At 43.9% G+C, this 13099-nt stretch carries 12 protein-coding genes; 8 read left to right on the top strand and 4 right to left on the bottom strand.

Features of this window, described 5'->3' with window-relative positions; genetic code table 11:
- Nucleotides 1-256: 256 nt before the first annotated feature.
- Nucleotides 257-445 carry an anthrone oxygenase family protein gene (locus QUA54_RS25940; protein WP_333416973.1) on the top strand — a complete coding sequence of 63 codons (189 nt, stop codon included), beginning with the start codon at nt 257-259 and terminating at the stop codon, nt 443-445.
- Nucleotides 446-461: 16 nt separating this feature from the next.
- Here QUA54_RS25940 and QUA54_RS25935 read toward each other — a convergent pair whose 3' ends face one another.
- Together QUA54_RS25935 and QUA54_RS25930 are read right to left on the bottom strand one after the other, a co-directional pair.
- Nucleotides 462-1301, bottom strand: coding sequence for a hypothetical protein (locus QUA54_RS25935; RefSeq protein ID WP_333416972.1), 840 nt, complete (start codon nt 1299-1301; stop codon nt 462-464).
- A 16-nt stretch (nt 1302-1317) separates the two neighbouring features.
- Nucleotides 1318-2154 (bottom strand): class I SAM-dependent methyltransferase, encoded by an 837-nt coding sequence (locus QUA54_RS25930; protein ID WP_333416970.1) that lies wholly within the window; start codon nt 2152-2154, stop codon nt 1318-1320.
- A gap of 406 nt (nt 2155-2560) precedes the next feature.
- Here QUA54_RS25930 and QUA54_RS25925 point away from each other — a divergent pair, with 406 nt between their 5' ends.
- The 5 genes from QUA54_RS25925 to QUA54_RS25905 all read left to right on the top strand — a co-directional run bounded on the left by QUA54_RS25925 (nt 2561) and on the right by QUA54_RS25905 (nt 8460).
- On the top strand, nt 2561-4132 hold the full coding sequence (locus tag QUA54_RS25925; protein WP_333416975.1) for an NAD(P)H-quinone oxidoreductase subunit N: 1572 nt from the start codon (nt 2561-2563) through the stop codon (nt 4130-4132).
- Nucleotides 4133-4388: 256 nt separating this feature from the next.
- On the top strand, nt 4389-5444 hold the full coding sequence (locus QUA54_RS25920; protein WP_333416968.1) for a Uma2 family endonuclease: 1056 nt from the start codon (nt 4389-4391) through the stop codon (nt 5442-5444).
- Nucleotides 5441-6211 (top strand): class I SAM-dependent methyltransferase, encoded by a 771-nt coding sequence (locus QUA54_RS25915; protein WP_333416966.1) that lies wholly within the window; start codon nt 5441-5443, stop codon nt 6209-6211. The genes QUA54_RS25920 and QUA54_RS25915 overlap by 4 nt, the downstream gene beginning before the upstream one ends.
- A 220-nt stretch (nt 6212-6431) precedes the next feature.
- Nucleotides 6432-8042, top strand: a complete 1611-nt coding sequence (locus QUA54_RS25910; protein WP_333416965.1) for a cyclic peptide export ABC transporter — start codon at nt 6432-6434, stop codon at nt 8040-8042.
- The gene (locus QUA54_RS25905; RefSeq protein ID WP_333416963.1) at nt 8032-8460 is read left to right on the top strand and encodes a GNAT family N-acetyltransferase; all 429 of its coding nucleotides are present in this window, start codon (nt 8032-8034) and stop codon (nt 8458-8460) included. The genes QUA54_RS25910 and QUA54_RS25905 overlap by 11 nt, the downstream gene beginning before the upstream one ends.
- A 2-nt stretch (nt 8461-8462) precedes the next feature.
- On the opposite strand, the gene QUA54_RS25900 is transcribed toward QUA54_RS25905, so the two are convergent.
- Nucleotides 8463-8822: a Spx/MgsR family RNA polymerase-binding regulatory protein gene (locus QUA54_RS25900; protein ID WP_333416961.1), complete on the bottom strand. Its 360-nt coding sequence runs from the start codon at nt 8820-8822 to the stop codon at nt 8463-8465.
- Between the two features lie 85 nt (nt 8823-8907).
- Complete coding sequence (locus QUA54_RS25895; protein WP_333202505.1) at nt 8908-9351, bottom strand: DUF4332 domain-containing protein; 444 nt, start codon at nt 9349-9351, stop codon at nt 8908-8910.
- Between the two features lie 400 nt (nt 9352-9751).
- On the opposite strand from QUA54_RS25895, the gene QUA54_RS25890 reads away from it, so the two are divergent.
- Nucleotides 9752-11140 (top strand): aminopeptidase P family protein, encoded by a 1389-nt coding sequence (locus QUA54_RS25890; RefSeq protein ID WP_333416959.1) that lies wholly within the window; start codon nt 9752-9754, stop codon nt 11138-11140.
- A 185-nt stretch (nt 11141-11325) separates the two neighbouring features.
- The gene (locus QUA54_RS25885) at nt 11326-12882 is read left to right on the top strand and encodes an adenylate/guanylate cyclase domain-containing protein (protein ID WP_445301590.1); all 1557 of its coding nucleotides are present in this window, start codon (nt 11326-11328) and stop codon (nt 12880-12882) included.
- The last annotated feature ends 217 nt before the right edge of the window (nt 12883-13099 follow it).

Below are 13099 nucleotides of genomic sequence, written 5' to 3'. Positions count from 1 at the left end.
AATATTTGCCAAAATGGAATTACCGTGCTGTTCCGACAATTGAGTAAATAGTGAAGTTATTAAATTTTCATTCCTAACGGGCTTGTCCGGAGACCGCCGGACTGGAGGCGTTGGAATTCGGGAAGAGACAAGGTAGGCTGTTTTAGAGCATAAAGAGTCAAGAGTTGAGGCTGGAAATAATATTTGAGAGATTTGTGCAAAAAAATCCCATCAGCATCATGGTGTGAGGTCTGATGGAGCCTGTATTTAGCAGTGAGTGACGATCGCATTTAATGTACCGCTAAACGAAGCATTGGCAAAAGTCGAGCCTAGTAGCACTGACGGCGCGAAACTATGGGCTAGCTACCTTGCCAACTGCACAATCTGGAATCATATTCGTGTAGCAGCAGCGCTTGCTGCGGCATCGCTCATCATTGCGCTTTGTGATCGATCGAGGCAATATTGAACTGATTTCACCTTTTCTAACTTCGATCCTTGGAATTGCGTTGCCGATGCCGCAAACCTTCAATATCGAAAGTCTCTTCAATTTCCCATTGAAACTTTCCTTCTCCCATGACTGCCGCAATCTTGGAACTTGGGAGGGGGCGAGCACCTCTGGCAAGTCTGGACTCTTTGAATCCATCTCCTTTAATCGTATACTGGAGGTCATAGTGACGGCATAACTGTTTCAATTTCTCAATCTTATCCAGTGGCAAAGCTCCCATCCATGCCTTGCCATTCCAGCTTAGTCCGGCTTTATTCAACTGCTCCTTGACTGGATAAGTTTTTCCATAAATAAGAATGTTAACTCGTTGCTCAATGCTTCTCGACACTGTTAAATTAACGCTGCTTTCAAGGGTTTTTAGTTGTTGAACGGTCTGTTGGCAGGAATTTATTAATGGGTGTTCCCGATCAAAATTAGCAGAAATTGTACCCCAAGATGAAGTATCCCACTTCAATACAGCATTGGTATAATCTTTATTTTTTAACCAAGTTAATGCCCTTTCAATTAAGTTAAATATTTCTTCGTTATTTTCACTTCGTTCCCAGTCTGTCCACACATTCTTGCTTCTAACCCACAGAATAGCTGTTTCCGAAGCGGAATAAATAGGTATGTTCCTACCTTGATTTTTGAGATGAGCTAGGGCATGAACAATTGCTAAAAATTCTGCGAGTTCCTTCGTGCCATTTGACATGGGACGCTTGTGAAAAATTACTTCCCTGGTTGCTGTATGCACGCCTCTGTATTCAACATAACCAGAATTATTAATACATGAGGCCTCGACGCAAATACTCTCTACGATCGGTTTACTGACAGGCATAATTTTTCCTCTTGCCTTAGCTTGATATTTCACAAAAAGTTGGTGTATGAGATTTGTAGGCAATTACAAAAAACATTGTGACATCGTTCCAAAAGCCTTGTTCACTTGAGACTGTATTCAATTCGGCAAAATACTCCTGTTTGCACTGTTCCACTTGCTGCTCTGACCATTGCACTTCCTGAAGTCCAAATGCGCTTTTTGCGTTGCCATTCCAGGTAGCTTCTGGATCTTGCAAGTAGAAGCCGAATTGCTCATTCGTAATTTTAATTTTCTCAAAGCCAATAGATTGAAGCATTTGGCAACACTTCTGATGCGTTCCAAGTAACTCGTTGGGATTTGGAATGGTAATGCCGTATCTTTGCACTACTTCCCGAAATAATACAGACGAAGTTGGAGAGCTTTCTGCAAGACAGGAAAAGGCGACTACTCCGCCTGCTTTGAGAGCATTGTGCCATTGACGGAGGGCTTTTGGAATATCTGTCAGATAGACGATCGCAGATGAACACAAAATTGCATCAAATTGGCTTTCCTGAAATTGTTGCTCATCTGCGTCTGCTTCCTCAAACTCGATATTTGTCAATGCTAAATCGCTAATTTTTTGCTGAGCTTGCCGCAACATTCCGGAAGCAAAGTCAGTTCCCAAAACACGCCCCGTAGAACCAACAACCTCCGCAGCCGCAATCGCCGCTAAACTTGTTCCAGTGGCGATATCTAGAACTTGCTGGCTCGATCGCACTTTTGCCAATTCTACTAACCGAGTTGCAGCTTGTTTGTGAAATTCATTCTCGTAGTCGGGGCGGTTGTTGAAGTCATTGAGAATCTGCTGTTTGTAGGCACTTAGCGAGTCAGTCATGCCGAATTACTGGTTTAACTTTCTACATTGTGGCAGTTATGGTCGATCGCGACGATAGCCGCCGGTGACATCAGTCAATCGATTTTAGATTTTAGATTTTAGATTAAAGAATTGAAGGATTGACCCCACGGATAAATTCGGGGGCTGCTTTATCGGATACAGGTTTTTTATTTCTGGACGGATGAATCCGGGGCTTGTATCCTGGATGCTTTCGGTCGGCAATCTCTACAATGCCCGCAAATGTATGCAAAACCGCTACCGAGTATCGACTCCCCCGCAACAAACACCCGCCCAACTCGGCTTGCGAAGCTCTAATCCGCTACAATCTGTGTTTGGTAAAGAATTTTTACGAGTTCACTGCCCATTACAGCCTTTGCGGCTTGTACTACCCAACCTGCGTGAAAATATGGATTTTGCTACTCTTGCCGCCCAGCTAAATGCTGGAACTATCTTACCGGAGGGAATTGTCATCATCACCCTCTTGGTTGTTCTCGTCGGCGATTTAATCGTAGGCCGCAGTTCCTCGGGTTGGACTCCCTACGTTGCCGTTGCGGGTTTGCTGGCCGCCGTCGCTGCTTTATGTTTGCAGTGGGATAACACGGATACCATCTCGTTTCTGGGCGGTTTTAACAGCGATGCCTTGAGTTTACTGTTTCGCGGAATTATCGCTTTGACTACGGCTGTCACTATTTTGATATCCGTCCGCTATGTACTGCAAACGGGTACTGCTTTAGCGGAATTTATCGGCATTTTGCTCAGCGCTACTTTGGGGGGAATGTTCCTCAGCGGCGCTGATGAATTGGTGATGATTTTTATTTCGTTGGAAACTCTGAGTATCTCGTCTTATTTGCTAACGGGTTACACAAAACGCGACCCGCGTTCCAATGAAGCTGCTTTGAAATATTTGTTAATTGGGTCGTCTTCTTCGGCAGTGTTTCTCTACGGGCTTTCGTTGCTATACGGGTTGTCTGGCGGCGAAACTAAGCTGAGTGCGATCGCGGCTAGCCTTTCTACTGTGAATGAAGGTCAATCTCTCGGTTTAGTGATTGCTTTGGTTTTTACGATCGCCGGAATCGCCTTCAAAATCTCTGCTGTTCCCTTCCACCAATGGACTCCTGACGTTTACGAAGGTTCTCCTACACCCGTTGTTGCCTTCCTTTCTGTCGGTTCCAAAGCAGCCGGTTTTGCCCTAGCAATCCGCTTGTTAACAACTGCTTTCCCCGCACTTACCGAACAGTGGCACTTCGTATTCACGGCCTTAGCCATTCTCAGCATGGTGTTGGGAAATGTGGTTGCCCTCGCCCAGACTAGCATGAAGCGGCTTTTGGCTTATTCGTCGATCGCCCAAGCCGGTTTTGTAATGATTGGTTTGGTTGCAGGCACAGAAGCCGGTTACTCCAGCATGATATTTTATCTGTTGGTTTACGTGTTCATGAACTTGGGCGCTTTCGCCTGCATTATTCTGTTCTCCCTGCGGACTGGAACCGACCAAATTAGCGAATACTCGGGTTTGTATCAAAAAGACCCGCTGCTAACTTTAACGTTGAGTATTTGCCTGCTTTCTCTCGGCGGAATTCCGCCCCTGGCTGGATTTTTCGGCAAAATCTATCTGTTCTGGGCCGGCTGGCAAGCTGGACTTTACGGCTTAGTTATCCTGGGATTAATTACCACCGTGGTTTCGATTTACTACTACATCCGCGTTGTTAAGATGATGGTAGTGAAGGAACCTCAAGAGATGTCAGACGCGGTAAAAAATTATCCCGAAGTTCGCTGGAACCTTCAGGGAATGCGGCCTTTGCAGGTCAGCGTTGTACTCACGTTAGTTGCGACCAGTTTGGCAGGAATTTTGTCTAATCCTTTGTTTAATTTAGCAAACGATTCTGTTATCAAAACTCCCCTGTTGCAGTCAGCATTGAGTCACGTTATACCGATTTCTGCTGCGAAAGTTGAATCTAATTTGTTGTCTCGCCGGGATTAATTTTTCCTGGTTTTGAAATAGTGGAAAGCGCCTGACTTTTTGAAGTTGGGCGTTTCTTTTTTGTTGTGATATACTTAGCACTAAAGCCAACTGGGGACTATCGACTTGTAGGGTGCGTCAGACTTTTATTATCAACGGGTAATCAAGAGTTTACGCTCTGACGCACCTTACTAATTATGACACTTGCGTAACTCCTCATACTGTTAATTATGATTTTTAAGCGCAGATTAACGCAGATAAAAGTGGGGAATTGAGAATGACTAAAGAGCACGTATACCGCATCAACACTCTTTGGACTGGTGCCAGTCAAGGTTCTACTTCATCTTACGACGCTTATTCTCGTGAGTATGCCATAAATATTGAGGGTAAGCCGCCATTTGTGGGTTCGGCAGACCCAACTTTTCGGGGCGATGCTTCTCTGTACAATCCCGAAGATTTATTGTTGATGGCACTGTCAGCTTGTCATATGTTGAGCTATCTTGCTTTGTGCGCTCGTGCTGGGATTCGGGTAGTCTCTTACTCGGATGCAGCGACGGGCAAGATGGCACAAAAGGATGGAAAGATTCGGTTTACCGAGGTAATTTTGCATCCGCTGGTAACAATCGAAGCTGGTGAAGATTTGGAAAAAGCCCGCAGTTTGCACGACAACGCACATCATGTTTGTTTTATTGCTAATTCGGTGAATTTTTCGGTGCTGCATGAGGCAAAAATGCTAGTAAAAAATCAGCCTAACAAGTTTTATACTCTAGATGAGTATCGAAAGTTAGAGGAAACTGCCGAGTTTATAAATGAATACCGCGATGGAGAAATTGTACCAATTGCAGGCAGCACGATTAATCGCAGCCAGATTAAAGGCAATATCTGTGCTGGTTTCCATACTGCTTTGCGGGGGAAGAATGCAAAAGTATTTATCAGTGGTTTGCGGTTGTGGATTCCTCGGTACCGACGGGCAACTTACCCGGATCTGATGGTGATTGAAGGGGAGCCAGTTTTTACCGAGGGACGCAGTGATGAGATCCTCAATCCGATGCTCATCGTGGAAGTGCTTTCTAAGTCTACCAAAAATTTCGATCGGGAGGATAAGTTTCGGTTTTATCGATCGATTCCTGAATTCCGTGAATATGTGTTAGTCTATCAATCTGAGTTTTTAGTCGCACAATATATTAAAACAGAATCAAATGAATGGTTGTTTCGGGAATATGAGGGAGAATCAGCAATAGTTTCCTTCGCTTCAATGGAAGTGCAAATGTCCATGCTCGATATTTATGAGCTGGTTGTATTTGAAACCCAAGAAACGGAAGTACAGGAATGAAATTCATCCTAGTGGGGGATGCGAAGCTTAACTTTATGACTGGCAAACCAAAATATAGCTATGAGGAAAGGAACATGACAATCCCAGAAAACCTCCAAGAACAAGTTGATTACTACCGTGCCAGAGCTAGCGAATATGATGAATGGTTTTACAGAATAGGTCGTTACGATCGCGGAGCGGAAATGAACCAGCGTTGGTTTAATCAGGTTGCCGTTGTTAAAAGTGCTTTGCATAAACTTGGCAAATTTGCAAGTGTTTTAGAGTTGGCTTGCGGTACGGGTATTTGGACTGCTGAACTTTTGCAGGTGGGCGAGGAGCTCGATGCTTTTGATGCCGCGCCAGAAGTTATCGAAATTAACCGCCAAAAGCTAAATGCTTCTCAAGTTACTTACCGACAGATTGATTTATTTTCATGGGAACCCGATCGCGAGTACGATCTAGTTTTCTTTGCTTTTTGGCTTTCTCACGTACCCCCAACTTTAGTGGATGAGTTTTTGGAAAAAGTTTACCGATCGGTTCGCTTTGGGGGACAAGTATTTATGGTTGACTCTTTATTTGAAGAAACCTCTTCAGCCACAAATCATATTCTGAAGGATGAAACCAGTATTTGCCAAAATCGCAAGTTAAATGACGGTCGAGAATTTCAAGTTTATAAAGTTTATTACCAGTCGGATTCGCTTTTAGAAAAATTAACTAAAATCGGGTTTAAAGCCGAAGTTAAGGTGACAGAAAGCTATTTTATTTATGCTACCGGGATTAAGATTTAAAGTTTTTGTTCCTAATCTGTCGCGCTATGTGTAGAGAAGATGAGGACATTTTTTCCAAAAATTTGCCAAATAGACAGTCATGGACGCAGAGTGTCCATATATAGTTTTTTGTATGGGCAATCCCCCCGTGGTTGCCCCTAAATCTGGAAAAAATTGGCAAAATAGGTAAGGGTGCGATCGAGCTCTGACTACCGTCAAAAATCAACCTCAATAAACTTCTATGAATGTAATTTGGTTACTGTTAAAAGCTTCTTGGTTAAATGTTTCCATCGCCATACTCACAGGCTTAATCAGCGGCGGTTGCAGCGCTATGTTAATTGCTCTAATCAACCGCGCCATTAGCGACAATTCAAATCAGAATTTAGTCTGGTATTTTGCCGGATTAGCAGTTTTGGCTCTCGTCGCCGGAGTCATCTCGCAATTTTTGTTAATCTACCTTTCTCAAGAAGCTGTTTACAATCTGCGGCTGAGTTTGAGCCGTGGCATTTTGTCTACTCCTTTGCGGAATTTGGAAGAGTTGGGCGCTAACCGCTTGCTGGCAACTCTCACAGATGATGTGGGAACGCTTTCTAATACTATATTTTTGATTCCTTTTCTCTGTGTTGATATCGCCGTTGTTATCGGCTGCTTAACTTATTTAAGCACGATTTCAGGTACAGTTTTTGTTGTGGTATTTGGTTTTATGGTGCTGACGATTGGCACGGTGCAGTTGTTGCTCAATAAAATGCGGAAATTCTTCGATTTAGCTAGAGAAGAACAAGATATATTGTTTAAGCATTTTCGCAGTATTACTGATGGAATTAAGGAACTAAAACTGCATTCCTTGCGCCGCCAAGAGTTTTTTACGGAAGAATTGCAGGGGAGTGCTGATGCTTCCCGCAATTATAACGTGACTGCTTTGAATACTGGTGCAGTTGCGATGGGAGTTGGGCAGTTGCTGTTTTTTATGCTGATGGGTTTGTTGTTATTTGTCTTACCCAAATTTGTGCCTGTTTCAACTCCGGTTTTGTCAGCTTACATTCTGACAAGTACCTATTTGATGTCTCCGTTTAACAATATTTTGCAAAGGTTGCCGGCGCTTTTTCGTGCTAATACTTCTGTGGAAAAGATAGAGAGAATGGGATTGGCTTTGGCGAGTCAAGCTGAGATAACTTCAACGGTTAAACTGCCTGACACGGCTCAGTGGGAGACGCTGGAGTTAAATCGAGTAATTCACAGCTATCCGGGAGAAAAAGAAGACAGCAATTTTAGTTTGGGCGAGCTTAATTTGAAGTTTCATCCCGGTCAATTGGTGTTTATAATTGGCGGGAATGGCAGCGGTAAGTCTACTTTAGCTAAGTTAATCACTGGTTTGTATATTCCTGAATCGGGAAAAATTATCCTAGATGGTCAGCCAATTACTGAGGAAAATCGAGAGTGGTACAGGCAGCATTTTTCTGCGATTTATTCGGATTTCTATCTGTTTGAAAGGCTTTTGGGGATGACTAATCACGATTTGGACAAGCAGGCTGCTGAATATTTGCGAGAGTTTCATTTGGAAAAAAAAGTTGAGGTGAAAGATGGAGTTTTGTCAACTACGGCTTTGTCTCAGGGACAGCGAAAGCGGCTGGCTTTGCTGACGGCGTATTTGGAAGATAGACCGATTTATTTGTTTGATGAATGGGCTTCGGATCAAGATCCGTTTTTCCGGGATATTTTTTACAAGCAGTTGCTACCGGAGTTGAAGCGGCGGGGGAAAACGGTTTTTGTGATTAGTCACGATGACCGCTATTTTGATTTAGCCGATCGCGCAATTAAACTAGATTACGGTAAAGTAGAGTATGACCGATAAAATGGATAACTACCGAATTGTCGAAACTTTGACCGAAAGCCAGGTTTCCGACTTGATGGATTTATACAAAAACGAGTTTTGGAGCGACAAGCGGACGCGGGAGGATGTTGTGAAAATGCTGGCTGCGACTGATGTTATCATTGCTTTTGTCGATGAGAGCGATCGACTAATTGGCATTAGCCGCGTCATTACCGATTTCGTATACAGAGCTATGATTTTTGATCTCATTATCAAGCCGACACACAGAAAGATGGGACTGGGCGCGAAGTTGATGGATGCTGTTTTAAGTCATCCTGAACTGCAAGCTGTCGAGCATTTTTATCTTAATTGTTTGCCCAATATGATGCCGTTTTACCAGCGTTGGGGTTTCTCAGATGATGTGGGCGAACTTAAGTTTTTGCGGCGAACAACAGGCTGAACTCAGCTTGTTGAAAGCCCCAATTTTTCTCGAATGGCGTCTTCTTTGAAACCTACTAAAACAGCAGTTCCATCTTTAACGAAAAGAGGACGTTTAAGCAGCATCGCATCCTTAGCAAAAGCCTCTACCCACTGTTCGCTAGTCCAATTATTCTTGTCCTCGCCCAAAGCGCGATAAGATTGACCGGAAGTATTTCGCATAGGTTTAAAACCCAAAGCAGCTACCCAGCTTTTAATTTTTTCGCGAGTTGGCTGCTGTTCTTTTGTGTTAATGAACTCGTAATGAATGTCGCTATCTTTGAGCCACTGAAAAGCTTTTTTGCAGGTTCCGCAGTTCGGGATTCCGTAAACTTGAATTGACATAATAATGATTGTTGACTGTTGACTGTTGACTGTTGACTGTTGGCTGTTGGCTAATAACAATTGACAACTGACAACTAACAACTGACTAATGACTGCTGACTAATCTAGCTTGTTGAACCCATTTTTGCACGCGATCGACCGAAGGAGTTAAGTCATTGCGCTGCATTGTCGCTACGTGCAGCCTTAAAATTTGTTGGTGCAATCTCTCCACGGGCATTTGAGCCAATTGAGCCGGAGAAGCAACTCCGGCGTGAAGTAACAGCCCGCAATACTGACACCCTACACTCGGAATTCGAGCCAAATTTGCCATCGCTACCCATTTATTAACATATTGAATGTTAATCTGTAATTGATGCGCTAGCAACACTTTCGCAGCCTGCGTTTTCGTCATGCGAATTAGTTGTTCGGTTGTGGTGATGCTGCACTCTTCCAGTTGAGACTGGTTTTCCTTGCTCAATCCCGGTAAGTGTGCGATCGGCCAGTCGCGTAGTTGCAAGGAAGTTTGAGGAGCTTTGTGAACAGTTTTCATGTTTTTTTCTGTACATTTTACTTATACTTTAAAGTCTAAAATATAAAATAGTCAATAGAGGCGATCGCTCATGTCACAAAATCAACAAACACCAAACCAACACATTTTGCTGATTGCGGGTATTGCCACCGACGATGCTAATTGTCGGCGGAGTCGCACTTCCAGCCTTTTTATCCTAGCAGTCTGACAGTGTTATTACTGAACAAAATCATGCATACGATCGCGACAAATACGATCGAAAAGACCGCCAAACAGATGATAGCAAGGAAGAAGATAAAGACGAAACTTTTTACCAAAAATGACGGCAAACTTGGCAGTCAGGACTTTAGTGCTTTAAGGTCGAGAACAAAAAAACTCCCGGCTTACTGCAAACCAAACTCAAAATAATTGGTTTTTACCCATGAAAATTACAAAAAGTGATAAGTTTTTAGTAAATAGTTTACACGAACGGCGGCAAAAACTAGCCAGTTTAATTGATTTTCCTACAATTCTCTGGTCTGGTTGCAGCATTCCTCGCAATTATCCGGCACTTACTTATCCCTTTCGCGCCAGCAGTCACTTTCTATATTTTGCTGGTTTGCCCTTAGAAAATGCTGCCATTCGCTTAGAATCTGGCAAATTAGAACTGTTCTTAGATGACGCACCTGCTAGCAGCACTCTTTGGCACGGAGAAATGCCGAAAAGAGCAGAAATTGCCGAACTAATTGGGGCTGATGCTGCTTTTCCAATGGCCGAATTGAAAGCGCGATCGACAAATGCAGCAACTATCGCCGTTCAGGATTCTTTGACTCAGTTGCAACAGTCTCAAATTCTCGATCGCCCTCTGGCACCGCCCAAATCCCCAATCGGAATCGATCTAGAATTAACTCAGGCGATCGTATCTCTGCGCCTGAGCCACGATGCAGCCAGTTTGGCCGAATTGCGTCAAGCTGCGGCTGTCACCGTAGAAGCTCACAAAGCGGGAATGGCGGCAACTGGAAATGCTCAAATTGAAGCAGGGGTGCGCGCTGCAATGGAAAGTGTCATCATCTCCAAAAATATGACCTATGCGTATCCCAGTATCGTGACTGTGCATGGAGAAGTGCTGCACAGCGAACATTATCACAATCCCCTACAAACAGGAGATTTGCTGTTAGCAGATGTCGGTGCGGAAACATCAACGGGATGGGCGGCTGATGTGACTCGCACTTGGCCGGTTTCTGGCAAGTTTTCTCCGACTCAAAGAGCGATTTATGATGTAGTTTTGGCAGCGCATGATGCTTGTATCGATAAAATTAGTCCGGGCATGGAATATCAAGACATTCACCTGTTAGCTGCTCGAATTATGGCGGAAGGATTGGTTGATTTGGGCATTTTGCGGGGGAATGTTGAAGATTTGGTAGAAATGGACGCTCACGCGCTGTTTTTTGTCCACGGTATCGGACATTTAATCGGTTTAGATGTTCACGATATGGAAGATTTAGGAGATTTGGCTGGCTATGAAGAAGGAAGAACGAGAAGCAGTCGGTTTGGGTTGGGATTTTTGCGCCTGAATCGAGTTTTGCGTCCGGGAATGCTGGTATCGATCGAACCGGGATTTTATCAAGTTCCGGCAATTTTGAATGACTCTGAAAATCGTGCCAAATATAAAGATTTTGTTAAGTGGGAGGAGTTGGAAAAATTTGCAGATGTGCGGGGAATACGCATAGAAGATGATATACTTGTCAGCGAAGAGGGTAGAGAAGTATTGACAGGGAAATTGCCGACAAAAGCTCTGGAGATTGAGGAGTTAGTTGCGGTAAGTGCATAAGTATCGATTGAATTAGATCGATCGCCCTCAGTTCGATCGGGTATGAAAAAAGATAAATAAAGATGAATAAAGCTTGGCAAATAGGTCTTTTGATGCTCGTTGAAAAACTTGCCGCGCAAGTCCAAAAATTCGCAGCACAGAGACTTGCGCGCATTTTTCAGAAACGTGTATCCTCGCCACCGCCGATGCAAGCTGCACCTTTGCCCAGCAACGAAGAAGAGAGGCTAGAAGCACTTTACCGCTACCACATTCTCGATACAGATGCCGAAGCAGCTTTTGATGACCTAACAGCTTTAGCCTCTTATATTTGCGGCACTCCTATTGCTTTAGTCAGCTTAATAGATTCTAACCGACAGTGGTTTAAATCAAAAGTCGGTCTGGAGGCGCCAGAAACTCCGAGAGAGTTAGCTTTTTGCGCCCACGCTATTTTAAATCCCAACGAATTGCTAGTTGTACCGAATGCTCTAGAAGACGATCGCTTTGCCGGCAATCCGCTAGTAACTTCCGATCCCAATATTCGATTTTATGCTGGAACCCCGCTAGTAACTGCTGACGGTTTCCCGATCGGCACTTTGTGCGCGATAGATACAGTTCCTCGCAAACTCACTCCAGAACAGCTAGAAGCGCTGCGGACTTTAGGGCGGCAAGTTATTACCCAAATGGAGTTGCGAATTAATCTGACTAAATTAAAGCGCGCACAGGTTCGGCAGAAACAAGTTGAAGCAAAACTCCGTTCAAGTGACGAGCAAATTGTCAATTTTTTGGAAGGGATGAGCGATGCTTTTTTTGCTTTCGACCTCCAGTGGCGATTTACTTACGTCAATTACAAAGCAGCGCAATTTCTACAGCAATCGCCGGAAGAACTTTATGGTAAAAATTTTTGGGAAGAGTTTCCAGAATTAGTGAATTCGGATGTTTATGAAGAGTATCATGGAGCTGTAGCAAAACAAGTTGGAGTGGCTTTTGAACAATATTATCGTCCCTTAAAAGTGTGGGTGGAAGTCCGGGCTTTTCCTTCTCATGACGGCATTTCAGTGTTTTTTCACGACATAACCAAGCGCAAGCGGATGGAATCAGCACTCAGAAAAGAACAGAAAAAAACTGAAAGTTTACTGCTAAATATTTTGCCAGAACCGATCGCCGACAGGTTGAAGTACCAACCGGGGTTGATTGCAGATAAGTTTGAAAAAGCAACAATTCTTTTTGCTGACTTGGTAAATTTTACCCAGATTTCTACCACCATGTCCGCAACTAAATTAGTGTACTTGCTGAATGAAATTTTCTCAGCTTTTGACCAACTGAGTGAGAAGCACGGCTTAGAAAAAATCAAGACGATCGGGGACGCTTACATGGTAGCAGGCGGTATTCCCATTGAACGCCCAGACCACGCAGAAGCGATCGCCGAAATGGGGCTGGATATGCTAGCGGCAATTAAGGAATTAAATGTGAAGCTAGACGCGCAATTTGACCTCCGCATCGGGATTAATAGCGGCCCGGTGGTAGCGGGCGTAATCGGCACTAAAAAATTCATTTACGATTTGTGGGGAAATGCCGTGAATACAGCCAGCCGCATGGAATCTCACGGCATAACAGGTCGCATTCAAGTCAGCCACTATACTTATGAGTTGCTCCAGGATAAATATGAATTTGAAGATCGCGGCGAGATCGAGATTAAAGGTAAAGGGGAAATGCGGACTTATTTGCTGACGGGTAGAAAAACAGCAAGCGATCTCAAAATTTGAGAGTAAATAGGGAGCATCCCGATTTTATAAAAAGCGTTTTTTTAGGAGTGTTCGCCTATAGATATCGAAGCGAGATACAGCCATTGTAGGGACACGGCAATGCCGTGTCCCTACGGGGAACGAAAAAGTGGCTGCGATCGTAAGGCAAGCAAAACCGCCGCCGCAGATCAACCAAATAAGATTATGCTATAGACAGAGATATCCGAGCAATCCTAGG

It is taken from the genome of Microcoleus sp. MOSTC5, from assembly GCF_036701825.1.
In the GTDB taxonomy this organism is placed as follows: domain Bacteria; phylum Cyanobacteriota; class Cyanobacteriia; order Cyanobacteriales; family Microcoleaceae; genus Microcoleus; species Microcoleus asticus.
The sequence above is the reverse complement of the archived record's forward strand: the minus strand, read 5'-3'. Positions and strand labels throughout refer to the sequence as shown.

What these genes read in the sequence shown, in the direction of transcription:
- QUA54_RS25885 (WP_445301590.1), top strand. Translation starts at nt 11,326, where the DNA reads ATGCAAGCTGCACCTTTGCCCAGCAACGAAGAAGAGAGGCTAGAAGCA.
- QUA54_RS25930 (WP_333416970.1), bottom strand. Translation starts at nt 2,154, where the DNA reads ATGACTGACTCGCTAAGTGCCTACAAACAGCAGATTCTCAATGACTTC.
- QUA54_RS25890 (WP_333416959.1), top strand. Translation starts at nt 9,752, where the DNA reads ATGAAAATTACAAAAAGTGATAAGTTTTTAGTAAATAGTTTACACGAA.
- QUA54_RS25905 (WP_333416963.1), top strand. Translation starts at nt 8,032, where the DNA reads ATGACCGATAAAATGGATAACTACCGAATTGTCGAAACTTTGACCGAA.
- QUA54_RS25925 (WP_333416975.1), top strand. Translation starts at nt 2,561, where the DNA reads ATGGATTTTGCTACTCTTGCCGCCCAGCTAAATGCTGGAACTATCTTA.
- QUA54_RS25935 (WP_333416972.1), bottom strand. Translation starts at nt 1,301, where the DNA reads ATGCCTGTCAGTAAACCGATCGTAGAGAGTATTTGCGTCGAGGCCTCA.
- QUA54_RS25915 (WP_333416966.1), top strand. Translation starts at nt 5,441, where the DNA reads ATGAAATTCATCCTAGTGGGGGATGCGAAGCTTAACTTTATGACTGGC.
- QUA54_RS25900 (WP_333416961.1), bottom strand. Translation starts at nt 8,822, where the DNA reads ATGTCAATTCAAGTTTACGGAATCCCGAACTGCGGAACCTGCAAAAAA.
- QUA54_RS25895 (WP_333202505.1), bottom strand. Translation starts at nt 9,351, where the DNA reads ATGAAAACTGTTCACAAAGCTCCTCAAACTTCCTTGCAACTACGCGAC.
- QUA54_RS25920 (WP_333416968.1), top strand. Translation starts at nt 4,389, where the DNA reads ATGACTAAAGAGCACGTATACCGCATCAACACTCTTTGGACTGGTGCC.
- QUA54_RS25910 (WP_333416965.1), top strand. Translation starts at nt 6,432, where the DNA reads ATGAATGTAATTTGGTTACTGTTAAAAGCTTCTTGGTTAAATGTTTCC.